General features: G+C 70.5%; 12 protein-coding genes and 4 pseudogenes. 3 read left to right on the top strand and 13 right to left on the bottom strand.

Features of this window, described 5'->3' with window-relative positions:
- Positions 1-159: 159 nt before the first annotated feature.
- A complete protein-coding gene (locus Sfulv_RS21785) occupies positions 160-1326 on the bottom strand; it encodes an AI-2E family transporter (protein WP_173318096.1) in 1167 nt (388 codons plus the stop codon).
- A gap of 236 nt (positions 1327-1562) precedes the next feature.
- Positions 1563-1757, bottom strand: coding sequence for a DUF3046 domain-containing protein (locus tag Sfulv_RS21780; protein WP_173316232.1), 195 nt, complete (start codon positions 1755-1757; stop codon positions 1563-1565).
- Between the two features lie 79 nt (positions 1758-1836).
- Between Sfulv_RS21780 and Sfulv_RS21775 the strand changes: the two genes are divergently transcribed.
- Positions 1837-2751 (top strand): hypothetical protein, encoded by a 915-nt coding sequence (locus Sfulv_RS21775; RefSeq protein WP_173316231.1) that lies wholly within the window; start codon positions 1837-1839, stop codon positions 2749-2751.
- Between the two features lie 86 nt (positions 2752-2837).
- On the opposite strand, the gene Sfulv_RS21770 is transcribed toward Sfulv_RS21775, so the two are convergent.
- Genes Sfulv_RS21770 through Sfulv_RS21760 form a run of 3 tightly spaced genes read right to left on the bottom strand, consistent with a single transcriptional unit; the run spans position 2838 to position 4841 of the window.
- A complete protein-coding gene (locus tag Sfulv_RS21770) occupies positions 2838-3143 on the bottom strand; it encodes an AzlD domain-containing protein (protein ID WP_173316230.1) in 306 nt (101 codons plus the stop codon).
- Positions 3140-3967, bottom strand: coding sequence for an AzlC family ABC transporter permease (locus Sfulv_RS21765; RefSeq protein ID WP_371874695.1), 828 nt, complete (start codon positions 3965-3967; stop codon positions 3140-3142). Before Sfulv_RS21765 ends, Sfulv_RS21770 begins: the two co-directional genes overlap by 4 nt.
- 10 nt (positions 3968-3977) lie before the next feature.
- On the bottom strand, positions 3978-4841 hold the full coding sequence (locus Sfulv_RS21760; protein ID WP_173316229.1) for an AraC family transcriptional regulator: 864 nt from the start codon (positions 4839-4841) through the stop codon (positions 3978-3980).
- A gap of 102 nt (positions 4842-4943) precedes the next feature.
- Here Sfulv_RS21760 and Sfulv_RS21755 point away from each other — a divergent pair.
- Positions 4944-9642: pseudogene (locus tag Sfulv_RS21755) on the top strand (DEAD/DEAH box helicase).
- A 97-nt stretch (positions 9643-9739) separates the two neighbouring features.
- Positions 9740-10588 (top strand): Fpg/Nei family DNA glycosylase, encoded by an 849-nt coding sequence (locus Sfulv_RS21750; protein WP_173316228.1) that lies wholly within the window; start codon positions 9740-9742, stop codon positions 10586-10588.
- 267 nt (positions 10589-10855) lie between these two features.
- On the opposite strand, the gene Sfulv_RS21745 is transcribed toward Sfulv_RS21750, so the two are convergent.
- The 8 genes and pseudogenes from Sfulv_RS21745 to Sfulv_RS21710 form a co-directional block, all read right to left on the bottom strand.
- A complete protein-coding gene (locus tag Sfulv_RS21745) occupies positions 10856-11239 on the bottom strand; it encodes a helix-turn-helix domain-containing protein (protein WP_173316227.1) in 384 nt (127 codons plus the stop codon).
- 94 nt (positions 11240-11333) lie between these two features.
- A pseudogene (locus tag Sfulv_RS21740) lies at positions 11334-11857 on the bottom strand (CinA family protein).
- Positions 11854-12642 (bottom strand): CDP-diacylglycerol--glycerol-3-phosphate 3-phosphatidyltransferase, encoded by a 789-nt coding sequence (pgsA, locus tag Sfulv_RS21735; RefSeq protein WP_173316226.1) that lies wholly within the window; start codon positions 12640-12642, stop codon positions 11854-11856. Before pgsA ends, Sfulv_RS21740 begins: the two are co-directional and overlap by 4 nt.
- Positions 12639-14117, bottom strand: a complete 1479-nt coding sequence (gene rimO, locus Sfulv_RS21730) for a 30S ribosomal protein S12 methylthiotransferase RimO (RefSeq protein WP_173316225.1) — start codon at positions 14115-14117, stop codon at positions 12639-12641. Before rimO ends, pgsA begins: the two co-directional genes overlap by 4 nt.
- 127 nt (positions 14118-14244) lie before the next feature.
- Positions 14245-15045 (bottom strand): helix-turn-helix domain-containing protein, encoded by an 801-nt coding sequence (locus Sfulv_RS21725; RefSeq protein WP_173316224.1) that lies wholly within the window; start codon positions 15043-15045, stop codon positions 14245-14247.
- A gap of 202 nt (positions 15046-15247) precedes the next feature.
- Positions 15248-17997: pseudogene (locus Sfulv_RS21720) on the bottom strand (DNA translocase FtsK); the annotation flags it as partial.
- 147 nt (positions 17998-18144) lie between these two features.
- Positions 18145-18828, bottom strand: coding sequence for a response regulator (locus Sfulv_RS21715; RefSeq protein WP_173316223.1), 684 nt, complete (start codon positions 18826-18828; stop codon positions 18145-18147).
- 243 nt (positions 18829-19071) lie between these two features.
- Positions 19072-24521, bottom strand: a pseudogene (locus Sfulv_RS21710) (HAMP domain-containing protein).
- Positions 24522-24659: the final 138 nt, after the last annotated feature.

Genomic DNA, 24659 nt, shown 5'->3' with positions numbered 1-24659 from the left:
CGGCCGGAATCTCATGAGAATGGATGTTCGAATTCGGTGTCAAGCGCACCACGCCGAGGTGACCGAGGGCGCCACCGCGTACCACGCGGACCACTACCAGGTCCCGTTCTTCGCCTCCCCGCCGACGTCACCGGGTACCGCTGACCCCGCGCGCCCGCGTCAGCCGTGTGCCTTCGAGCCCTCCCCCGGGGTGTCCTGCGGCCGCTTCCGCACAGCGCCGGGTTTCCGCAGGGCCTTGGGCATCCGCGCCCGCACCGGCCCGCCCCGGCTGCCTCGGCGCCCGTGCATCCGCGGGTCGTCCGTCACCGCGTACCGCTTCACGTACGCGCCGAGGAACGCCTGCAGCGTGGCGATCGCCGGGATCGCGATCAGCGCGCCCACCGCGCCCATCAGCGCCGTGCCGGCGACGACCGAGCCGAAGGCGACCGCCGGATGGATGTCGACGGTCTTGGAGGTGAGTTTCGGCTGCAGCACGTAGTTCTCGAACTGCTGGTAGACCACCACGAAGCCGAGGACCCACAGGGCGTACCAGGGGTTGACGGTGAACGCGATCAGCATCGGCAGGGCGCCCGCCAGATACGTACCGATGGTGGGGATGAACTGGGAGACCAGGCCGACCCAGACAGCGAGCGCCGGCGCGTAGGGCACGCCCAGGATCAGCAGCAGCACGTAGTGCGCGACGCCGGAGATCAGCGCCATCAGTCCGCGCGAGTAGAGGTAGCCGCCCGTCTTGTCGACGGCGATCTCCCAGGCGCGCAGCACCTCCGCCTGGTGCGCGGGCGGCAGAACGGAGCACAGGGTGCGGCGCAGCCGGGGGCCGTCGGCCGCGAAGTAGAACGAGAACAGGAAGATCGTCAGCAGCCGGAACAGTCCGCCGAGCACCGTGGTGGAGACGTCGAGGACTCCGGTAGCGCTGTTCTGCACGTACCTCTGCAGCCAGTCGGAGTGCAGCAGGCTGTCCTGGACGTCGACTCGGGACAGGTCGGTGCGGAAGGTCTGGTTCACCCAGTTGATCACGGAGTCGAGGTACGCGGGGAGATCCTCGACCATGTCGAGGATCTGGCCCGCCAGCATCGACCCGAGCAGCACGACGAAGCCGGCCGCTGCGGCCAGGACACCGAGGAAGACCAGGAACGTGGCAAGGCCGCGGCGCATGCCGCGCGATGCCATCCGGCTTACGGCGGGCTCGATCGCCAGCGCCAGGAAGAAGGCGATGAGTACGTTGATCAGCAGGCCGATGAGCTGGTCGAACGCCCAGCTGCCGAGCTGGAAGCAGGCGTAGAGCGCGAGCGCGAGCACCATCGCGCGCGGCAGCCAGCCGGGCATACGGACCGGGCCGTCACCGGCGGGCGGCGCGGCCGGCGGGACGGGCGGGGAGGCGGGCGGCTGGGTCTGGGCGGTCTCGTCTGTCGGTGCCACGGGACAAGTCTCGCCCATACCTGGGCCAATCCGGCCCCCGCCCCTTCCGCGGACGGGGGTGCCGTCAACACCGCCCGCCGCCATCGCTCTTCCGGGGATGGGAGGCCGCCCGGCGGACGCTGCCGTGCGTCCCGGGGAGGCTGTCAGCGCTTCTCGGCGGGGACGCCGACGGCCGCGCAGACCCCGCGCCAGACGTCCTTCGCGTCCCATCCGGCAGCCAGTGCCTGGTGCACCGTACGGCCTCCGAGCTCGGACATCACATGATCGCGCGCGAAGGAGTCCGCATACGCCTCACCGAAGTGGTCCGCCATCCGCTCCCAGAAAATCGTCAACCGCATGCATCCATTATCCCGCCCCTGGGAGTACGGCCGGGCCGCCCGCCGGTATGGCAGCGCATTCCGCTCTACGGTCGGTCCCATGGCTGGAACCGGAGCACATCCACTCGCCCGCGCCGAGCAGTTCGTCTGGCTGACGGCCCGCGTCCTCGAACAGCGACGGTTCGCGCAGGAGTTCCTGGGCGGCAGCGCCGACGCGGTGGAGACCGCGCTCGCCGCCTATCTGAACGAGGACGGCGGATACGGACACGCGCTCGAACCCGATCTTCGCGGCCCCGTGAGCCAACCGCTGCACATCGCTCACGCGCTGAACGTCCTGGACTCGATCGGCCGGTGCACCGGGATGCGTGTGGAGCGCATCTGCCGCTATCTGACCGCCGTGTCGACCAAGGAGGGCGCGCTGCCCGCGATCCATCCCTCCCAGCGCGGTTACCCGGCCGCCCCGTTCATCCCGGTGGTCGACGACCCTCCCGCCGAACTGCTGGCCACCGGCCCCGTCGTCGGGCTGCTCCACCGCAACCAGGTGTGGCACGCCTGGCTGTTCCGGGCCACCGACTTCTGCTGGGCATCCGTCGACGCGCTCGAACAGTCCCACCCGTACGAGATCCAGGCGGCTGTGGCGTTCCTGGACGACGTACCGGACCGGGCACGCGCCGAAACCGTCGCCGACCGCCTGGGGCGCCTCGTACGCGACCAGGGGCTCGTGGTGCTGGACCCGGAAAGGCGCGAGGACTCTCCCGTCGCCCCCGGCTACGCACCGGGTGAACACCACTTCCCGTACGACTTCGCCCGTACGCCCGGATCACTCGCCCGCCGCTGGTTCACCGACGAGGAGGTGAACCGCTCCCTCGACCACCTGGCGGCCGGACAGCAGGAGGACGGCGGCTGGCCGGTCACCTGGCGCCGGTGGGCACCCGGAACGGACCTGGAAGGCCGCCCGCTCGTGACGCTCCGGGCGCTCCGGACGCTGCGCGCGTACGGCCGCAGCCTCAGCTGATCCGCTCGCGGTGCGGAGCTGGACGTAAGGGGCACGGTCCCATGGGCCGAGCCCCTTACCCGCCCACCCGAGGGCGCGCAACCCGCCTACCCGAGGGCACGCAGCCCGGCCGTCACCACCACAGCGGTCCCGACGACGACCAGGAAGGGCGCCCGGAGGGCCAGGGCGAGGGCGGCTGCCGCCAGACCCGCTCCCCGGGCGTCGAGGACGAGCTGCTGCGCGTCACCGAACGTCTGCTGCGCCGTGAGCGCTGCCAGGAGTGCGACGGGCAGGAGCGCGGCCAGACGTTGCACCAGGGGACGTTCCAGCGCTCCGGCGGGAACGAGCAGTCCCAGGAGTTTCGCGAGGTAGCAGCCGACAGCGGTGAGCCCGATGGCGATCCAGACGTTCATCGGCGGCGCTCCTCGCCCTGGGTCACCACGGTCGTCGCGATCTTGCGGCGTCCCGTCACGAACAGGACGACAGGTGCGGCGAGCGCGGAGAGCAGTACCGGCAGCCCGGCCGGCAGCACCGGCAGCAGCCCCAGGGCGAGCAGGACCGCGAGGGCGGCTGTGACGCGCTCGGTGGTGCTCTTCAGCATCGGCGCGAGCAGCGCCAGGAACACGGCCGGACTCGCCGCGTCCAGCCCCCACGCGTCGGTGTCACCGAGCGCCTCGGCACCGAGTGCCCCCACCAGGGTGGTCAGGTTCCACAGGACGTACAGGGTGAGCCCGGTGACCGTGAAGCCGATGCGGGCAGCACGCCGGGTGGGCTGGGGAAGGGTGACGGCCGTCGTCTCGTCGATGACCCAGTGTGCGGCGAACGGACGTACGGCGCGGGGCAGCGCGAGCAGCTGCGACAGCCGCAGGCCGTAGAAAGCGTTGCGTACGCCGAGGAAGAAGGCTCCGGCCGCCGCGGTGTAGGGGTTGCCTCCGGCCGCGAGCGCGCCCACCAGAGCGAACTGCGAGGCGCCGGTGAAGACCAGGAGACTGAGCGCGCAGGTCTGGAGCAGGGTCAGTCCGGCGCCGGCCGAGGTGACCCCGAAGGCGAATCCGGAGAGCCCGACGGCGATCCCGACGCCGAGCGCGTCCCGCACGACATCCGCGTCGCGCTTCGCCACCCGGGACGTCGCACTCGACGTGTCCCTGCCGGGCTCTCCGGTCACCCGCGTGCCCGGGCCGTCGCCTCCGCCGTCGTCCACGCGGTCGCTTCCTGGGGGTGCTGTCTGTTCTGCCACGTCCGGAACGCTATGCGGGGGTGTCCCCGGCGGTCTTGTACGTTCTTGCGCGGCCGCGCTGGTACGCCCCCGGCGGCACTCCCACGATCCGGGTGAAGTGACGGTTGAGGTGGGGCTGGTCCGTGAAGCCGACGGCCGCGGCGGCCGCGGCGGGCGAGGTGCCCTTGTCCAGCAGCAGGCGGGCCCGCCGCACCCGCGCATCGGTGAGCCAGGTGTGCGGCGGCATCCCGTACTGCTTCTTGAACGCGCGCAGCAGCGCGAAGGGGCTGGTCCCGAGCTCGACGGCGAGCGCCTCCAGCGTCGGCGGGTCGGCCATCCGCTCCTGGAGTGCCGACCGGGCCAGTGCCGCGTCACGGGCTCCCGCCGGGTGCGGCACGACGGAGGGCAGCGCCCCGCCGTGCCGGCCGAGGAGCCCGAGGACCAGGAGGCGGAGGAGGCTGTCCGCCGCGAGGGCGTTCCCCTCCTCGGCCGCCCGGTGTATCCCGGTGATCAGCCGGCCCGCCCGCGGGTCGAAGACGCTGCTCTCGGCGAAGCCGACGGTGCCACGCAGATTCGTCGTGTCGGCCGCGATGTCGTTGATCACCTGGGTGGAGGGGTAGAGCGTGGCGTACACCCAGCCCTCCGGGACGCCGGCGCGGGCGGTGTGCGGCACCTCCGGATTGATCATGACCACCGTGCCGGGACCTGCCCGCACGGTGCCGCCTGGCAGGCCCACGTCCTCGACCCCGCGCGTGATCGCGCCGAAGACATAGCCCTCATGGCTGTGACGCCGGAAGGTGTGCCGGACGTAGCGGGCCCGCAGGAGATCGAGTCCCGGCAGTTCGGCGTACTGCCAGTACCGGGCCCACTCCTTCTTCGCCCCCGCTGCGGTCATACCCGGATTCTCGCAGTTCCGGGCACCGGTCCGCGGGCCCGGGTCACCGCCACGGCACGCCGTCACCGGCCGTTGTCAGTGGTCGGGTGCACGATGGGGGACATGGCCGTCACCGCGCTCGACGCGTTCTCCCCCGCGACCCGCAGTTGGTTCACGGGGGCCTTCAGCGCGCCCACAGCCGCGCAGGAGGGGGCGTGGCGGGCGATCGCCGAGGGTTCGGACGTGCTGGTGGTCGCGCCGACCGGATCGGGCAAGACCCTCGCCGCGTTCCTCGCCTCGCTGGACCGGCTGGCCGCCGTCCCTCCGCCCGCCGAGGCGAAGAAGCGCTGCCGTGTGCTGTACGTGTCCCCGCTCAAGGCCCTCGCCGTGGACGTCGAGCGCAACCTCCGTTCCCCCCTGACGGGCATCCGCCAGGAGTCCGTGAGGCTGGGGCTCCCCGAACCCGAGGTCCGCGTCGGAATCCGCTCGGGCGACACCCCGCCCGCCGAACGCCGCTCCATGGCGACCAAGCCGCCGGACATCCTGATCACCACACCCGAATCGCTGTTCCTGATGCTCACCTCCTCCGCCCGGGAGGCCCTCGCGGGCGTCGAGACGGTGATCCTGGACGAGGTGCACGCCGTGGCCGGCACGAAACGCGGTGCCCACCTCGCCCTGTCGCTGGAGCGTCTCGACGAGCTGCTGCCCCGGCCCGCCCGACGGATCGGCCTGTCGGCGACGGTCCGCCCGGTCGACGAGGTGGCGCGATTCCTCTCCCCCAGCGCAGGGTCGAGATCGTCCAGCCGCCGTCCACGAAGCAGTTCGACCTGTCGGTGGTCGTGCCCGTCGAGGACCTGGGCGAGCTCGGCGGCTCCCCCGCCACGGACGGCGGAGCCGACCAGGCGGAGAAGCCGTCCATCTGGCCGCACGTCGAGGAGCGGATCGCCGATCTCGTCCAGTCCCACCGCTCCACCATCGTCTTCGCCAACTCCCGGCGTCTGGCCGAGCGTCTGTGCAACAGGCTCAACGAGATCGCTTACGAGCGGGCGACCGGCACCGCGTTCGACGAGCACGCCGCCCCCCTGGCCGGGTCCCAGCCCCCGGCCGAGGTCATGGCCCAGTCCGGTGCCGCGCAGGGTGCCCCCGCCCTGCTCGCCCGCGCCCACCACGGATCGGTCTCCAAGGAGCAGCGCTCCCAGGTCGAGGAGGACCTCAAGGCCGGCCGGCTGCCGGCCGTCGTCGCCACGTCCAGCCTGGAGCTCGGCATCGACATGGGCGCGGTCGACCTGGTGATCCAGGTCGAGTCACCGCCCTCCGTCGCCTCCGGTCTGCAACGGGTCGGCCGCGCCGGACACCAGGTGGGTGCCGTCTCGACCGGAGTGGTCTTCCCGAAGTACCGGGGCGACCTGGTCCAGGCGGCCGTCGTCACCGAGCGCATGCGCGAAGGCGCCATCGAGGCCCTGCGCATCCCGTCGAACCCGCTGGACGTCCTCGCCCAGCAGCTCGTCGCCATCGTCGCCCTGGACACCTGGCAGGCCGACGACCTGCTCGCCCTGGCCCGCCGGGCCGCCCCCTTCGCCGCCCTTCCGGAATCGGCGTTCACCGCCGTGCTCGACATGCTCGCGGGCCGCTACCCGTCCGACGCCTTCGCGGAGCTGCGCCCCCGTGTGGTGTGGGACCGCGTCGCCGGTACGGTCACGGGCCGCCCCGGTGCGCAGAGGCTCGCCGTGACCTCCGGCGGGACCATCCCCGACCGGGGACTCTTCGGGGTCTTCCTCGCCGGATCCGACCCCAGGAAGGGCGGAGGGCGCGTCGGAGAGCTCGACGAGGAAATGGTCTACGAGTCCCGGGTCGGTGACGTCTTCACCCTGGGCACCACGTCCTGGCGCATCCAGGACATCACCCGGGACCGGGTCCTGGTCACCCCCGCCCCCGGCGTCCCGGGACGCCTGCCGTTCTGGAAGGGCGACCAGCTGGGCCGCCCGCTGGAGCTGGGCCGCGCACTGGGCGCGTTCCTCCGGGAGATCGGCGGGCTGTCCGCGCAGGACGCCAGGGCCAGGCTGCTCGCCGCCGGCCTGGACGACTGGGCCGCCGACAACATCCTGGCGTATCTGGACGAGCAGGTACGGGCCTGCGGCCACGTCCCGGACGACCGGACCATCCTGGTCGAGCGGTTCCGCGACGAGCTGGGCGACTGGCGGGTGGTCGTGCACTCCCCCTTCGGCGCCCAGGTGCACGCCCCCTGGGCCCTGGCCCTCTCCGCCCGTCTCGGCGAACGGTACGGGATGGACGCCCAGGTCATGCACGCCGACGACGGCATCGTGCTCCGCCTCCCCGACGCCGACCTGATGGGCCTGGACCTGCTGGACTTCGGCCCCGTCGACCCGGCCGACCCGGCGAGGGACGGGGGCGCCGGCGGGGAGCGGGGTCTCACGCTGCCGGATGCCGCCTTCGACAGCGAGCAGGCCCCCGTCGGTGCCACCGACGTGGTCTTCGACAAGGGCGAGATCGGCCAGATCGTCACCGACCAGGTGGGCGGCTCCGCGCTGTTCGCCTCGCGGTTCCGCGAGTGCGCCGCCCGCGCCCTGCTGCTCCCCCGGCGCTCCCCCGGCAAGCGCACACCCCTCTGGCAGCAGCGCCAGCGTGCCTCGCAACTGCTCCAGGTCGCCTCCGAGTTCGGTTCGTTCCCGATCGTCCTCGAAGCGGTCCGCGAATGCCTTCAGGACGTCTTCGACGTCCCGGGCCTCACGGAACTGATGGGTGACCTCGAAGCGCGGCGCATCCGCCTCGTCGAGGTCACCACCCAGGAGCCCTCGCCCTTCGCCCGCTCCCTCCTCTTCGGCTACGTCGCCCAGTTCCTCTACGAGGGCGACTCCCCGCTCGCGGAACGACGCGCGGCCGCTCTCTCGCTCGACTCCCACCTTCTCGCCGAACTGCTGGGCCAGGCAGAGCTGCGTGAGCTCCTGGACCCCGAGGTCCTCACCGAGCTCGAGCAGGAGCTCCAGTGGCTGACCGAGGACCGGAAGATCAAGGACATCGAGGGAGTGGCGGACCTGCTGCGCGTCCTCGGCCCGCTGACCGATGCGGAGCTGGCCGAGCGCGGGGCGCGGCCGCAGTGGGCACCGGACCTGGCATCGGCCCGCCGGGCGATCCAGGTCCGCATCGCGGGAGCCCCTCACTGGGCGGCGATCGAGGACGCGGGACGGCTGCGCGACGCGCTCGGCACGGCGCTGCCCGTGGGGGTCCCCGAGGCGTTCACCGAACCGGTGAAGGACCCCCTCGGTGACCTCCTGGCCCGCCACGCCCGTACGCACGGACCGTTCACCTCCACCCAGGCCGCGGACCGATTCGGCCTGGGCCCCGCCGTCACGGACGGAGCCCTGCAACGGCTGTCCGCTTCCGGGCGGATCGTCCAGGGCGAGTTCCACCCGGCCGGCATCGGTCAGGAGTGGTGTGACGCCACTGTCCTGCGCCGGCTCCGCCGCCGCTCGCTCGCCGCGCTCCGCCACGAACTCGAACCGGTACCCCCCGCGGCGCTGGCGGCCTTCCTCCCCAGTGGCAGCACCTGGGCGACAACAGCCTCCGCGGGCTCGACGGACTGGCCCGGGCCATCGAGCAGTTGCAGGGCGCACCCGTTCCCGCGTCCGCGCTGGAGAAGCTGATCCTGCCGAGCCGGGTAACGGGCTACACCCCCGCACTCCTCGATGAACTGACCACCACGGGCGAGGTCGTGTGGGCCGGTGCGGGCGCGCTCCCCGGGAAGGACGGCTGGCTCTCCCTCTACCTCGCCGACAGCGCACCCCTGCTGCTCCCCCCCGCGCACCCGCTCGAGGAGTCCGCCCTCCACGAGGCGGTCCTCACCACCCTCTCCGGCGGATACGGGCTCTTCTTCCGCCAGATCGCCGACCAGGTCCGCGCGACCACGCACCCGGACTGCACCGATCCCCAACTGGCCGACGTCCTCTGGGACCTGGCCTGGTCGGGCCGTCTCACCAACGACACCCTCGCCCCGTTGCGCGCGCTCCTGGGCTCCGGACGCACGGCGGGCTCCACCGCCCACCGCGCCAGACGCAGCGTCCCGCGCGGCCGCTACGGCTCCCTCACCGCCGCGGCCCGCCCGGCATCCCGCACCGGCCCGCCCACCGTCTCGGGCCGCTGGTCCCTGCTCCCGGCGACCGAACCCGAACCGACCCACCGGGCGCACGCACTGGCCCGGACGCTCCTGGACCGCCACGGCGTGGTGACCCGGGGCGCGGTGCAGGCCGAGGGCGTCGAGGGGGGCTTCTCAGCGACGTACCGCATCCTCGCCGCCTTCGAGGACAACGGGCAGGCGCGCCGCGGCTATGTCGTCGAAGGGCTGGGAGCGGCCCAGTTCGCGATGGAGGGAGCCGTGGACCGGCTCAGGGCCGCGTCCACGGCCCGCGACCGTACGGATCCGGGAGCCGTCCCACGCGCGGTGGTCCTCGCCGCGGCCGACCCGGCCAACGCCTACGGGGCCGCGCTGCCCTGGCCCGAACCACCGGACGGCGCGGGGCACAAACCCGGCCGCAAGGCCGGTGCGCTCGTCGTCCTCGTCAACGGGGAGCTCACGCTGTACATGGAGCGCGGCGGAAAGACCCTGCTGGCCTGGCCGGCCGATCCCGACGACCCGGCGCTCGGAGCAGCGGCGGAGGCCCTGGCCTCGGCCGCTCGCGCCGGGGCACTCGGCACCGTCACCGTGGAACGCACCAACGGCGCCTCGTCCCTCACCTCACCGCTGGGCCGCACCCTGGAGGCAGCCGGCTTCCTCGCCACCCCGAGGGGTCTGCGCCTGCGCGCCTGACCCCGCAGCGCCCACGGGGCCCCACCGGCCCGACGCCACCGCCACCGGCAGAACCGCGCACCCTCACCACCCGCCCCGGAGAGCGCAGAATGGACCCATGCCCGAAGGAGACACCGTCCTGCAGACCGCCAGGCGTCTGCACACCGCACTCGCAGGCCAGCTCCTCACCCACTCCGACCTCCGCGTCCCCCGGCTCGCGACCGTCGACCTGACCGGCCGCGGAGTCCTCGACGTCACCCCTCGCGGCAAGCACCTCCTCACCCGCATCGAGGGTGGTCTGACCCTCCACAGCCACCTGCGCATGGACGGGGCCTGGCGCATCTACGCGGCAGGCGAGCGCCGGCGCGGCGGACCCGCCCACGAGATCCGTGCCATCCTCGCCAACGCCACCCACACAGCCGTCGGCTACCGCCTCCCCGTCCTGGACCTTCTCCGCACCCGGGACGAGGAGAAGGTCGTCGGCCACCTGGGGCCTGATCTGCTGGGCCCGGACTGGGACGCCGACACCGCCCTGCGCAATCTGCTCGCCGACCCGGACCGGCCCCTGGGAGAAGCGCTCCTGGACCAGCGCAACCTGGCGGGGATCGGCAACGTCTTCAAGTGCGAGCTCTGTTTCATGGCCCGCGTCACTCCGTGGCTCCCCGTCGGCGATCTCCCGGCCACCACCGCCGCCCGGCTGGTCAGCACCGCCAAGCAGCTCCTCGAAGCCAACCGCGACCGCCCCACGCGCACCACCACAGGGCCCACACCCGCCGTCACCGCCTCCCGCACCGGCGTACCCGCGCCCACCCGGACACCTGGCCGGCCCCGGCCGCAGGAAAACCTCTACGTGTACGGCCGGCTGCGCCGCTCCTGCCTGCGCTGCGCCACCCCCATCAGGAAGGTCGTCGAAGCCGACCGGCCCACCTACTGGTGCCCGCACTGCCAGACAGGCCCGACCCCGTAGTCGGCGCGCTCGACAGCTCCGGTCGTACGGTCCCGGCACGCCCCTCTCGTACGACCTCACCGGCCGGCGCCCGTCCGTCTCGAGCGGATCATCGGATCAGGTGACGCATCCCTCCTCCACCGCCTGGCCGTGACGAAACGTAGTCAGGACCAGGCGGACCCGCGACGTCACCTCACCGCCGCCCGCCCCCGCGCCCACGCGAAAGCCCCGGCCCACCCACGAGGGGCGGACCGGGGCTCCGGTGCACGCATGCGCTGACCGCGCGGATCAGGCGGCGACGACACCCACCGCTTCCGCGGGCACCTTGATGGTCACCCGGCCCGTCGGCACACCCGCCACCGACGAAACGGAGACGGCATTGAGCATCGGGCGTACCGGCGCGGGTACCGGATCACTGGCTGCTGCCGACTCGGCCAGTTCGGCCAGCGACAGTTCATCACTCACTTCACGCATGAGCTCGGACATCCGTACGTCAAGCGCGTCGCAAATCGCGGAGAGCAGTTCGGAGGATGCCTCCTTCTGCCCCCGCTCCACCTCGGACAGATAACCGAGCGAGACCCGGGCGGACGAGGAGACTTCGCGCAGAGTACGGCCTTGGCGCTGGCGCTGCCGACGCAGCACGTCACCAAGCAGGCGACGGAGCAGGATCATCGGTGGCTCCCTCCTCGGACCGCGTAGCCGCATCCTTCACGCCCCACCGTACCGCCTCGCGCTGCGGCCGTGCGGGGAGCGATGTCGTGTTCACTCAGGGCTGCAAACATGAATTCCCCCCGATCTGTTCCGTATCCTGTGTCCTCGCATTTTCGCCGAGTTCGCCGGACAGCAGTTCGAGCACGCTTTGTACGCTCTCTTCACGGATGTCCGCCCGATCGCCGTTCAACCGCAGCGCCGCGACTTTCTCCACGCCCCGGGCCCCGAAACCGCCACGAAGACCGTGCCGACCGGCTTGCCGTCCTGCTGCTCAGGCCCCGCGACCCCGGTCGTCGAAATGCCCCAGTCCGCCCCCAGCAGCCGCCGTACCCCGGCGGCCATCCCCAGGGCCACATCGGGATCGACGGCGCCGCGCTCGGCCAGCAGGGACCCGTCCACACCCAGCACATCCCTCTTGAGGGCCGTGGCATAGGCCGTGACGGCACCGCGGAAGGACCGCGAGGCACCTGACAGGGACGTGATCTCCGCCGCCACCAGACCGCCGGTCAGCGACTCGGCCACGGCGAGAGTCTCGCCCCGCTCCACCAGCCGCCCCAGTACCCGGGCCGCGGCGGTCACCGTTCGGCCTCCGCGGGGCCCCGCGGAGCGGCACCCGTACGGGTCACGGCCGCCCCGGCGTCGACGCCCCCGGGAGTCTCCCCGGCGCTCTCGGCGACCGACGCGTCGGCGACCGCGATGACGGCCTCCCGAGCCGCGACCCGCTCAGCTGCGATCCCCTTGCGCCGCAGCACCAGGGCCTGGCGCACGTAGTCAAGGCCGGTGAGGACCGTCAGCGCGACGGCGACCATCATCATCCAGAAACGGAGGGTCGCCAGCGGCCCCGTCAACATCAGGACGTACATGCCGACCGCCGTGCCCTGGGCCAGGGTCTTCACCTTGCCGCCGCGACTGGCCGGGATCACCGCGTGGCGGATGACCCAGAAGCGCATCAGCGTGATGCCCAGCTCGCGGAAGAGGATCACGCCCGTGATCCACCAGGGCAGATCCCCCAGAACCGACAGGCTGACCAGGGCCGCGCCCATGATCGCCTTGTCGGCGATCGGGTCGGCGATCTTCCCGAAGTCGGTGACCAGGTCGTATCTGCGTGCCAGATGACCGTCGAAGAGATCGGTGATCATGGCGACCGCGAACGCGGCCCAGGCGAAAGCGCGCCAGACAGGTTCGTCGCCGCCGTCATGGAACAGCAGCATCACGAAGCCGGGCACGAGCAGCAGCCGCACCATCGTGAGGATGTTGGCGATGTTCCACAGGCTGGCCTGGCCGACGGCCGCAGTGCCCAGCTCGCCGCCGCGGACCGGCCTGGCGCCGGACCCGCCTGCCGCGGATGCCGGGGCTCCGGTCATCTGGCCACCTCCGCGAGCTCATGGTGTTCGGCCACGAGGTCCACTCCCTCGGTGCCTACGACCTCTGCCTCGACCATAAGGCCCGGCACGAGGCCCTCGCGTGTGGTGAAGACGACCTGGCCATCCGTTTCGGGCGCCTGGTGTGCCGCACGCCCCACCGCGACCGGACCGTCCTCGTCGTCCTCGACCGATTCGACGAGCACCTGGAGCGTCTCGCCGACCCGCTCCTCGGCACGCTGGGAGGTCAGCTCCTCGGCCAGCTGCGAGATGTGGGCGAGCCTCTCGGCGATGACGTCGGCGTCCAGCTTGTTCGCGTACCCCACCGCTTCCGTGCCCTCCTCGTCGGAGTACCCGAAGACGCCGATGGCGTCGAGCCGGGCGCCGGTGAGGAAGCGTTCCAGCTCGGCGAGGTCGGCCTCGGTCTCGCCGGGGAAGCCCACGATGAAGTTCGACCTGGCACCGGCCTGCGGCGCCTTGCCCCGGATGGTGTCCAGGAGCTCCAGAAAGCGGTCCGTGTCGCCGAAGCGGCGCATGGCCCTCAGTACCTCGGGGGCGGAGTGCTGGAAGGAGAGGTCGAAGTAGGGCGCGACCTTATGCGTGGAGGTCAGGACGTCGATCAGGCCGGGCCGCATCTCGGCCGGCTGAAGGTAGCTGACCCGGATCCGCTCGATGCCCTCGACCTCCGCGAGCTCCGGCAGGAGGGTCTCCAGCAGCCGGATGTCACCGAGGTCCTTGCCGTACGAGGTGTTGTTCTCGGAGACGAGCATGACCTCCTTGACGCCCTGCTCGGCCAGCCATCGCGTCTCGCCCAGGACGTCGGAGGGACGCCGGGAGATGAAGGAGCCGCGGAAGGAGGGAATAGCGCAGAAGGAGCAGCGGCGGTCGCAGCCGGAGGCGAGCTTGACGGAGGCGACGGGGCTGGTGCCGAGCCGTCGGCGCAGAGGGGCCCGCGGGCCGGAGACCGGAGCGACGCCCTCCGGCAGGTCGTCGGGTGCCGCGGCGATCTCCTGCGCGTGCCCGGGGAGCGCCACGGAGGCGTCCTGCCGGTCCGCCGGGCTGATCGGCAGCAGCTTGCGGCGGTCACGAGGCGTGTGCGAGGCGTGGATGCCACCGTTGAGGATGGTCTGGAGCCGGTCGGAGATGTCGGCGTAGTCGTCGAAGCCGAGCACCCCGTCCGCCTCCGGCAGGGCCTCGGCGAGGTCCTTGCCGTAACGCTCGGCCATACAGCCGACGGCGACCACGGCCTGAGTCCGGCCGTGGTCCTTCAGATCATTGGCTTCGAGGAGGGCGTCGACGGAGTCCTTCTTGGCGGCCTCGACGAATCCACAGGTGTTGACGACGGCGACGTCCGCGTCGGAGGCGTTCTCGACGAGCTCCCAGCCGTCCGCTGCCAAGCGGCCTGCAAGCTCCTCCGAGTCCACCTCGTTACGGGCGCAGCCAAGAGTGACAAGGGCGACGGTACGGCGTTCGGGCATGGGCTCAAGACTACTTTGTCCCGGCACTGGCCCGCCGTGCAGGGTTGCCCCCTCACAACCGGTGAGAAAGACGGTGAGCGCCCGGCATGAATGCCGGGCGCTCACCGAGGGGACCGGAGGGCGGGGATCAGCCCGCTTCGGGGTCACCCTTCGTGTAGGAGAGCCGCTCGACCTGTCCGGATTCGAACTGGTCCTGGACCTTCTTTCCGTTCACGAAGAGCTCGATCGCCCCGGCGTCGCCGAGGACGAGGTCGATGCGCTCCGTGTCCTGGAAGGTCTTGGACTCGCCTTGAAGCAGCAGCCCGTCGTAGAGCAGCCGCCCGTTGTGGTCCTTGGCGGAGATCCAGCTCTTGCCCTGCAGGGCGGTGAGCTTGACCGTCACCTTGTCCAGCGGAGCCGCGGCGATAGCGCTCTCCGAGGGCACGGGCTTGGGATCGGATGGCTTGGTCGTGGTGGGTTTGGGAGTGGTCTTGTCGGGCGTCGACCCCTCGGCGACCGTAGCCGTCCTGGGGCGTTCGTCCTCGCCGTTGAAGAGCGTGAAGCCGACGAAGCCGACCACGACGACGATGGCCGCGACCATGGCCGCGGTCCAGTTGGGCCGCCGGGGCTCCGAACGGATGCGTTCGGCCTCGAACAGCGGCGCCGCGGGAGTGGGAACCGGACGACCGCCGTGCTCGTCGTCGTACTGGGTGACGAGCGGGTCCGGATCGAGGCCGACGGCACGGGCGAGCGTACGGATGTGGCCGCGCGCGTAGACGTCGCCGCCGCAGCGCGAGAAGTCGTCCTCCTCTATCGCGTGCACGATGGGGATGCGCACCCGGGTGGAGCTGCTGACTTGCTCGACCGTCAGACCTGCGGCGATACGAGTCTGCTGGAGCACGCGACCGATGGAAGGCCGGTCGTCTTCGGGAGAGTTGCCGATGGACACGTGGGCGCCTTTCGAGCGTGAGCCACCTGCTGGATGTTCAGTCTAGGGGGGGTAGGAAAGGGTGCGGCAACCGGGAGGGACGACTTTGTACGCCATCGGGTTCGCCGGCCGGCCCCGTGGCCGGGACGGAAAGCGGAACATCCTTCCGCCTTTCCCCCACCTTGACGTTCGACCGGGCGGGACGGTTGCCCACGGAACCCGCGCTAAGTGGTTTCCCCCGGATGATGGCCAGCACCCCGTCCAGTTCGTCCGGTTTCACCAGCACGTCACGGGCCTTCGAGCCCTCGCTCGGTCCGACGATGCTGCGTGACTCCATCAGGTCCATCAGCCGGCCCGCCTTGGCGAAACCGACCCGCAGCTTGCGCTGGAGCATCGAGGTCGACCCGAACTGCGTGGAGACGACGAGCTCCGCGGCCTGGCAGAGCAGGTCCAGGTCGTCGCCGATGTCCTCGTCGATCTCCTTCTTCTGCTTGGTACCGACGACGACGTCCTCACGGAAGACCGGTGCCATCTGGTCCTTGCAGTGCTGGACGACGGCGGCGACCTCGTCCTCGGTGACGAACGCGCCCTGCATACGGGTGGGCTTGTTCGCCCCCATCGGCAGGAACAGCCCGTCACCCTTTCCGATGAGCTTCTCGGCGCCGGGCTGGTCCAGGATGACGCGGCTGTCGGCGAGCGAGGAGGTCGCGAAGGCGAGACGGGACGGCACGTTGGCCTTGATCAGACCGGTCACGACGTCGACCGAGGGCCGCTGGGTGGCGAGCACCAGGTGGATTCCCGCGGCGCGGGCCAGTTGGGTGATGCGGACGATGGAGTCCTCCACGTCACGCGGCGCGACCATCATGAGGTCGGCGAGCTCGTCCACGATGACCAGCAGATACGGGTAAGGCGACAGCTCACGCTCGCTGCCCTCGGGCGCCTTCGCCTTGCCGTTGCGCACGGCGTGGTTGAAGTCGTCGATGTGCCGGTAGCCGTACGCCGCGAGGTCGTCGTAGCGCAGGTCCATCTCCCGTACGACCCACTGGAGCGCCTCGGCAGCCTTCTTCGGGTTGGTGATGATGGGGGTGATCAGGTGGGGAATGCCCTCGTACGCGGTCAGCTCCACCCGCTTCGGGTCGACCAGCACCATGCGGACGTCGTCCGGGGTCGCTCGTACCATGACCGAGGTGATCAGGCAGTTGATGCAGGAGGACTTGCCCGACCCGGTCGCGCCGGCGACCAGGACGTGCGGCATCTTCGCGAGGTTGGCCATCTCGTAGCCGCCCTCGACGTTCTTGCCGAGCGCCACCAGCATCGGGTGGTTGTCCTCCGCCGCGTCCGCCAGGCGCAGGACGTCGCCGAGATTGACCATCTCGCGGTCGGAGTTGGGGATCTCGATGCCGACCGCGGACTTGCCGGGGATCGGCGAGATGATCCGGACGTCCGGGCTGGCCACGGCGTACGCGATGTTCTTGGTGAGGGCGGTGATCCGCTCGACCTTGACGGCGGGGCCGAGCTCCACCTCGTACCGCGTGACCGTCGGGCCACGGGTGAACCCGGTGACGGCCGCGTCGACCTTGAACTCCGTGAACACGTTCGTCAGGGAGGCCACGACCACGTCGTTGGCGGCGCTCCGCGTCTTGCCGGGCCCGCCGCGCTCCAGCAGGTCGAGCGAGGGCAGCGAGTACGTGATGTCGCCGGACAGCTGGAGCTGCTCGGCGCGGGCGGGCAGGGGCTCCGAGCGCTCCGGGACCGGCTTCGTCAGGTCGGGTACCCCGCCGGAGGGCGAGCCCGCCTTCTCCCCGGCCCTGGGCCTCTCGGCGGCGCGCGCCCGGGGACCGGGGTGGCGGACCCCGGGCGGCCGTGGTCGCGGTCGGCCGACACGCCCTGCGTCAGGTCGGCGACGACCGGCGAGGGGGGCATGCCGTTGAGGACCGCGCCGTCGAGCGCGGCCGCGGCGGCGGCGGCGACGTCCACGGCGTCCATGGTGCGGTTCATGGCGGGCTGCACGGAGGGCCTGCGCGGTCGCCGCTGGGAGAGCGCCGCCGTCTCGGCGTGTTCCGGTCCGTGGCCGGCGTCCGCGTCGGAGCGGCGGCCCGCACGGCGCGACCGCTCGGGCAGCGCTTCGCGCCACTGGTCGTCGTAGCGGTCGTCGTCGATCCCGCCCCCGGCTCCCCGTCCGTACGCCGGCTCGACGATGCCCAGCCTCTCACCGAGCAGCCGCAGCCGCTGAGGGATGGCGTTGACGGGCGTGGCCGTGACGACCAGCAGTCCGAAGACGGTCAGGAGCAGAAGCAGGGGTACGGCGAGGACGTCGCCCATGGTGAAGACGAGCGGCTTGGAGGCGGCCCAGCCGATCAGCCCGCCGGCGTCCTGCATCGCTTCCGTACCGTCCTCGCGGCCGGGCCCGCCGCACGCGATGTGGACCTGCCCCAGCACCCCGAGCACGAGGGCGGACAGGCCGATGACGATGCGGCCGTTGGCCTCCGGCTTCTCAGGATAGAGGATCAGCCGTACGGCGACGGCGCCCAGCAGCAGCGGCGCGAGCAGATCCAGCCGGCCGAAGGCGCCGGTCACCAGCATCTCGACGAGATCGCCGACGGGCCCGCGCAGATTCGACCAGGTGCCGGCCGCAACGATCAGCGCGAGGCCGAGCAGCAGCAGCGCGAGGCCGTCCTTGCGGTGGGCGGGGTCGAGTCCCTTCGCGCCACGCCCTATCGACCGGAACATCGCTCCGACGCCGTGCGCGATCCCGAGCCATACCGCCCTGACGAGCCGGTAGATGCCACCGGTCGGGGACGGCGCGGGTCTGGGCGCCACCCTTTTTACAGGCGCTTTCCTGGGCGGCGCGGTCTTCTTCGCGGCGGTCTTCTTGGCGGGCGCGGCTTTTCTCGCCGGCCCCGGGGTACGGCCGACGCGCTTCGCGGTGCCCGCCGTGCCCTGGGAACCCTTGCCGGACGTACGTGAGGCCATGGGCCAGAGGTTACCGGTGTCGACGCCACTGGACACGTGTGCCTACCGCTTCACCCGACCGTGTCGCCGTACGCGGGCCCGAAACTGACGTGGACTCACCGCGTACGGACCCCGTACCGGCACCGGAGCCCACACGACAGCGGTGGGTCAGCTCTGCGAGGGCAGTACCGCCGTGGAGCCGCCGGTGCCCGGTTCGAGCGCGTCGAGTGCGCGGCGGAGGCCGGTGAGCTTTCGTTCGAGATGGGCCGCGGTCGCCACGGCCGCCGCGTCCGCCGACTCGTCGTCGAGCTGCTTGGAGAGCGCTTCCGCCTGCTCCTCGACGGCCGCGAGCCGCGCCGAGAGTTCGGCGAGCAGACCGGCCGGCTCCTTCTCGTGGTCCGCGCCCGCGTGGCCGCCGCCTTCGAGCTGGAGCCGCAGGAGCGCGGCCTGCTCGCGCAGCTGGCAGTTCTTCATGTACAGCTCGACGAAGACCGACACCTTGGCGCGCAGCACCCAGGGATCGAACGGTTTCGAGATGTAGTCCACCGCGCCCGCCGCGTAACCCCTGAAGGTGTGATGCGGCCCGTGGTTGATCGCCGTGAGAAAGATGATCGGGATGTCCCGGGTCCGTTCCCGGCGCTTGATGTGCGCGGCGGTCTCGAACCCGTCCATTCCCGGCATCTGTACGTCCAGCAGAATGACCGCGAAGTCGTCCGTGAGCAGCGCTTTGAGCGCTTCCTCCCCTGACGATGCCCGTACCAGTGTCTGATCGAGCGCAGAGAGGATGGCCTCAAGCGCCAGCAGATTCTCCGGCCGGTCATCGACCAGGAGGATCTTGGCCTTCTGCACCATGGCCCGTCCTCCTCGCCCGGAATCGCACCGGGTGCCGCCCCAGGGGACGACTCCCTTACGCCGTCCGTCCTTGTGCCGGTCATGGTAGCCGCACCCCGCCGGTCACCACACCCTGTCACCGCGATGTCACTGTGCACGTACCGAAAACGCGGTGCGAGACCAGAAGGTTCCCCGAATTCCCCGTACTCACACCCGTTCGGACAGAGTCGCTCAGCATCTCATCGCGTTTCCTTCACCTGACGCTCACTCTCCGCGCATCCACTGCTCCATGACGGAAAGCAAGTGATCGGGATCGACCGGCTTGGTGACATAGTCGGAAGCACCGCAGTCGATCGCCTTCTCCCGGTCGCCCTTCATCGCCTTGGCGGTGAGCGCGACGATGGGCAGCCCGGCGAACTGCGGCATCCTGCGGATCGCCGTCGTCGTCGCGTAACCGTCCATCTCGGGCATCATGATGTCCATCAGTACGACCGTCACATCGTCGTGCTGCTCCAGGACTTCGATCCCCTCGCGGCCGTTCTCCGCGTACAGCACCGACAGGCCGTGCTGCTCCAGCACACTGGTGAGGGCGAAGACGTTACGGATGTCGTCGTCGACGATCAGTACCTTCTCGCCGTGGAAGCGGAAGGTACGCCGCGGCTCCTGCTCCTCCTGGCCCGCCGGCGCCTCCTGCACCCACTCCTCGTGCGCGGCGCCGCCTCCGCTCTTCGGCCCGGCCGGCAGGGCGGCGGTCTGCCGCCCCGTCCCGCCCAGCGCCTTGCGCCGCCGCCGGAACATCCCGGCGGTGGCGGCCGGGTCCCCCAGCGGGAACTGCTCCCCCGCCCCGTGGCCCACGGGAGCCTCCGGGCGCAGACCGTTCTCGACCGCGTTGCCGTGTGCCTCGATGGGCCCGGGGCCCAACTGCGGGTACCCCTGCGGCGGGAGTTCGCTCGCGTGCAGCGGCAGATAGAGCGTGAAGGTCGAACCACGCCCCGGCTCGCTCGCCGCATGGATCTCACCGCCCAGCAGCCGGGCGATCTCCCGGCTGATGGAGAGACCCAGGCCCGTACCGCCGTACTTGCGGCTGGTCGTCCCGTCCGCCTGCTTGAACGCCTCGAAGATCACCAGCATCTTGCTGGACGCGATACCGATACCGGTGTCGGTGACCGAGAACGCGATCAGACCGGCGTCCGCGTCCCGCAGCGACCCCGCCTCGAGGAGATGCTCCCGGATGGAGTCGGGCACATCCGCGCCGGCCGGCCGGATCACCAGCTCGACGGCCCCGCTGTCGGTGAACTTCACCGCGTTGGACAGGAGGTTGCGCAGCACCTGCAGAAGTCGCTGCTCGTCCGTGTGCAGGGTGGCCGGAAGCTCCGGCGACACCCGTACGGAGAAGTCGAGCCCCTTCTCCGCGGTGAGCGGCCGGAACGTCGCCTCCACGTAGTCGACCAGCTGGACCAGAGCGATCCGGGTGGGGCTGACATCCATCTTGCCGGCCTCGACCTTCGAGAGGTCGAGGATGTCGTTGATCAGCTGGAGCAGGTCCGAACCGGCCCCGTGGATCGTCTCGGCGAACTCGACCTGCTTCGGCGAGAGATTGCCCTCGGCGTTGTCCGCGAGCAGCTTGGCCAGGATGAGCAGCGAGTTGAGGGGCGTACGCAGCTCGTGCGACATGTTCGCCAGGAACTCGGACTTGTAGCGCATGGAGACCGCGAGCTGTTCGGCGCGCTCCTCCAGCACCTGCCGGGCCTCCTCGATCTCGGTGTTCTTCACCTCGATGTCGCGGTTCTGCTGGGCCAGCAGCTCGGCCTTCTCCTCCAGTTCCGCGTTGGACGCCTGGAGGGCCTTCTGCCGGTTCTCCAACTCCTGCGAGCGGTCCCGCAACTGCTCGGTCAGCTCCTGCGACTGCTCCAGGAGCTTCTCCGTCTTGGTGTTGACGCTGATCGTGTTGACGCTCGTCGCGATCATCTCGGCGAGCTGGTTGAGGAAGTCCCGCTGGATGTGCGTGAACGGCTGGAACGACGCCAGCTCGATCACCCCGAGGACCTTCCCCTCGAAGAGCACCGGCAGCACGATCACATGCGCCGGCGGCGCCTCACCCAGCCCGGAGGAGATCTTCAGATAGCCCGGCGGAACGTTGTCCACCTGGATCGTCCGCTTCTCCTCGGCCGCCGTCCCGATGAGCGACTCACCGGGCCGGAAGGACGTCGGCATCGCACCCGCCGAGTAGCCGTAGCTGCCGCGCATGCGCAGCACGTACGCGCTCTCCCTGCCGCCGTCCGCACCGACCTCGTCGGTGTCACCGGGCGTCATGGCCAGGAAGAACGCCCCGTGCTGCGCCGAGACCACCGGCGTCAGCTCGCTCATGATCAGCGAGGCCACGTCATCCAGATCGCGGCGCCCCTGCATCAGCCCCGAGATACGGGCGAGGTTGCCCTTGAGCCAGTCCTGCTCCTTGTTGGCCAGGGTGGTGTCGCGCAGATTCGCGATCATGGTGTTGATGTTGTCCTGGAGCACCTGGATCTCGCCGGCCGCGTCCACGTCGATCTTGAGGTTCAGATCGCCGCGGGTCACCGCGGTGGCGACGGCCGCGATGGCACGCACCTGCCGGGTGAGGTTGCCGGCCATCTCGTTCACCGACTCGGTGAGGTCGCGCCAGGTGCCGTCCACGTCCCGGACCCGGGCCTGGCCGCCCAGCTGTCCCTCCGTGCCCACTTCGCGGGCCACCCGGGTCACCTGCTCGGCGAACGAGGACAGCTGGTCCACCATCGTGTTGATGGTGTTCTTCAGCTCCTGGATCTCACCCCGCGCGTCGATGTCGATCTTCTTGGTGAGATCACCCTTGGCGATGGCCGTGGTGACGGTCGCGATCTGCCGCACCTGGCCCGTCAGGTTGGACGCCATCGAGTTCACCGACTCGGTGAGGTCCTTCCACGTACCGGCGACGCCCGGGACGCGCGCCTGCCCGCCCAGCTCCCCCTCCGTGCCCACCTCACGCGCCACACGCGTCACCTCGTCGGCGAACGAGGAGAGCGTCGTCACCATGGTGTTGACGGTGTCGGCGAGCTCGGCGACCTCGCCGCGCGCCTCGACCGTGACCTTCTTCGTCAGATCGCCGTTGGCGACGGCGGACGAGACCCGGGAGATGTTGCGCACCTGACTGGTCAGGTTGTTGGCCATCAGGTTGACGTTGTCGCTGAGGTCCTTCCAGATGCCCGTCGCGCCGCGCACCCGTGCCTGGCCGCCGAGGATGCCCTCGGTGCCCACCTCACGGGCGACCCTGGTCACCTCGTCGGCGAAGTTCAGCAGCTGGTCGACCATCGTGTTGACGGTCGTCACCAGTTCGAGGATCTCGCCCTTGGCGTCGACGGTGATCTTCTTGGACAGGTCGCCCTTGGCGACCGCCGTCGTGACCTCGGCGATGTTGCGGACCTGAAGGGTCAGGTTGTTCGCCATACCGTTGACGGACTGCGTCAGGTCCTTCCACGTCCCGGACACACCCTGCACCTCGGCCTGACCGCCCAGGATGCCTTCCGTACCCACCTCACGGGCGACCCTCGTCACCTGCTCGGCGAAGTTCGACAGCTGGTCCACCATCGTGTTGAGGGTGTTCTTCAGCTCTAGGATCTCGCCCCGGGCATCCACGTCGATCTTCTGCGACAGATCACCCCGGGCCACCGCCGTGGCGACCTGGGCGATGTTACGGACCTGAGCGGTCAGGTTCCCCGCCATTCCGTTCACCGAATCGGTCAGATCACGCCACACACCTGCCACACCGGGAACCTGCGCCTGGCCACCGAGCCGCCCGTCCGTGCCCACCTCACGCGCTACCCCGGTCACCTGGTCGGCGAAGGCGGAGAGCTGGTCCACCATCGTGTTGATGGTGTTCTTCAGCTCCAGGATCTCGCCCCGGGCATCCACGTCAATCTTCTGCGACAGATCACCCCGGGCCACCGCCGTGGTCACCTGAGCGATCTGACGCACCTGGGAGGTCAGGTTCCCCGCCATGAAGTTGACGGAGTCGGTGAGCTCCTTCCACGTACCGGAGACACCGTCGACCCGGGCCTGGCCGCCGAGACGGCCCTCCGTACCCACGTCCCGCGCCATCCGGGTCACCTGGTCGGCGAACGACGACAGCTGCGCCACCATCGTGTTGACGGTGTTCTTCAGCTCCAGCATCTCCCCGGCCACATCGACCGTGACCTTCTGCGAGAGATCACCGTTCGCGACCGCCGTCGTCACCTGCGCGATGTCCCGCACCTGACCCGTCAGGTTCCGGAACGCCGTGTTCACGGAGTCCGTGAGGTCCTTCCACGTACCCGCCGCACCCGGCACCTGGGCCTGCCCGCCGAGGCGGCCCTCGACGCCGACCTCCCGGGCGACCCGGGTGACCTCCGAACCGAAGGACTGGAGCTGGTCCACCATCGTGTTGACGGTGTTCTTCAGCTCCAGCATCTCCCCGGCCACGTCGACCGTGACCTTCTGCGTCATGTCTCCACTGGCCACCGCGGTCGTCACCTGCGCGATGTCCCGCACCTGGGTCGTCAGGTTGCGGAAGACCGTGTTCACCGAGTCCGTGAGGTCCTTCCACGTACCCGCCGCACCCGGCACCTGGGCCTGCCCACCGAGCAGACCCTCGCCACCGACCTCACTGGCCACCCGCGTGACCTCGTCCGCGAAGGTCCGCAGCGTCTCGGTCATCTGGTTGATCGTCTCGGCCAGCTGCGCGACCTCGCCGCGCGCGCTCACCGTGACCTTCTGGGACAGGTCGCCGTTGGCGACCGCCGTCGTCACCTCGGCGATACCCGCACCTGGGACGTCAGGTTCCCCGCCATCGTGTTGACGGAGTCCGTGAGGTCCTTCCAGACCCCGGCCACCCCGGGCACCGTGGCCTGACCGCCCAGCTCGCCCTCCGTACCCACCTCGCGCGCTACCCGCGTCACCTCGGAGGAGAACGACGACAGCTGGTCCACCATCGTGTTCACGGTGTTCTTCAGCTGCAGCATCTCGCCGGCCACATGAACGGTGACCTTCCGGGAGAGATCACCCTTGGCGACGGCCGTCGTCACGAGAGCGATGTCCCGCACCTGCGCGGTCAGCCGGTAGGCCATCGTGTTCACGGAGTCCGTGAGGTCTTTCCACGAACCGGACATGCCACGCACCTGGGCCTGCCCGCCCAGCTTGCCCTCGGTGCCCACCTCGACGGCCACCCGCGTCACCTGCTCGGTGAACGCGGACAACTGGTCGACCAGGTTGTTGACCGTGCGCGCGACCTTCAGGAACTCACCACGCAGTGGGCGTACGGTCTCGTCGGCCGTGTGCGACCGCAGCTCCATACGCTGCTCCAGATCACCGTCGGCGACCGCCGACAGCACCCGGCCGACCTCCGACACGGGCCGGGCGAGATCGTCCACGAGCTCGTTGGACGCGTCGATGGCAGCGGCCCAGGAACCCTCACAGGCCCCTGTCTCCAGACGCTCGGTGAGCTTCCCCTCACGCCCGACCACACGGCGTACTCGCGCCAGCTCACCCGTGAGATGGAGATTGCGGTCCGCGACCTCGTTGAAGACCGCCGCGATCTCGGTCAGCACACCATCGCCCGAGACGGTCAGCCGCCGGCGGAAGTTGCCGTCCCGCATCGCCACGAGGGCAGCGAGCAGCCTGTTCAGAGCTGCCGCATCCACATCAATGGTTCCATTGCGCTGCTTTTTCACGGACTGTCCGCCTCTAGTACGCGTGCCTGAACCCCGCGCCGCCACGCCAGACTCCACCGTGTCCCTCCCGCAGGGGTTGACCGTACAGCTCGGGCCTATCCGGAAGCTTGCCCACTTCTTGTTTGGCTCACCGCCACA

The sequence above is a fragment of the Streptomyces fulvorobeus genome, from assembly GCF_013167895.1.
Taxonomy (GTDB): Bacteria; Actinomycetota; Actinomycetes; order Streptomycetales; family Streptomycetaceae; genus Streptomyces; species Streptomyces fulvorobeus.
This window is presented reverse-complemented; position numbering and strand designations above follow the sequence as displayed.

Coding starts and splice junctions, on each gene's coding strand:
- Sfulv_RS21785 (WP_173318096.1), bottom strand. CDS start 1,326: ATGCCCGGCTGGCTGCCGCGCGCGATGGTGCTCGCGCTCGCGCTCTAC.
- Sfulv_RS21780 (WP_173316232.1), bottom strand. CDS start 1,757: ATGCGGTTGACGATTTTCTGGGAGCGGATGGCGGACCACTTCGGTGAG.
- Sfulv_RS21775 (WP_173316231.1), top strand. CDS start 1,837: ATGGCTGGAACCGGAGCACATCCACTCGCCCGCGCCGAGCAGTTCGTC.
- Sfulv_RS21770 (WP_173316230.1), bottom strand. CDS start 3,143: ATGAACGTCTGGATCGCCATCGGGCTCACCGCTGTCGGCTGCTACCTC.
- Sfulv_RS21760 (WP_173316229.1), bottom strand. CDS start 4,841: ATGACCGCAGCGGGGGCGAAGAAGGAGTGGGCCCGGTACTGGCAGTAC.
- Sfulv_RS21750 (WP_173316228.1), top strand. CDS start 9,740: ATGCCCGAAGGAGACACCGTCCTGCAGACCGCCAGGCGTCTGCACACC.
- Sfulv_RS21745 (WP_173316227.1), bottom strand. CDS start 11,239: ATGATCCTGCTCCGTCGCCTGCTTGGTGACGTGCTGCGTCGGCAGCGC.
- pgsA (WP_173316226.1), bottom strand. CDS start 12,642: ATGACCGGAGCCCCGGCATCCGCGGCAGGCGGGTCCGGCGCCAGGCCG.
- rimO (WP_173316225.1), bottom strand. CDS start 14,117: ATGCCCGAACGCCGTACCGTCGCCCTTGTCACTCTTGGCTGCGCCCGT.
- Sfulv_RS21715 (WP_173316223.1), bottom strand. CDS start 18,828: ATGGTGCAGAAGGCCAAGATCCTCCTGGTCGATGACCGGCCGGAGAAT.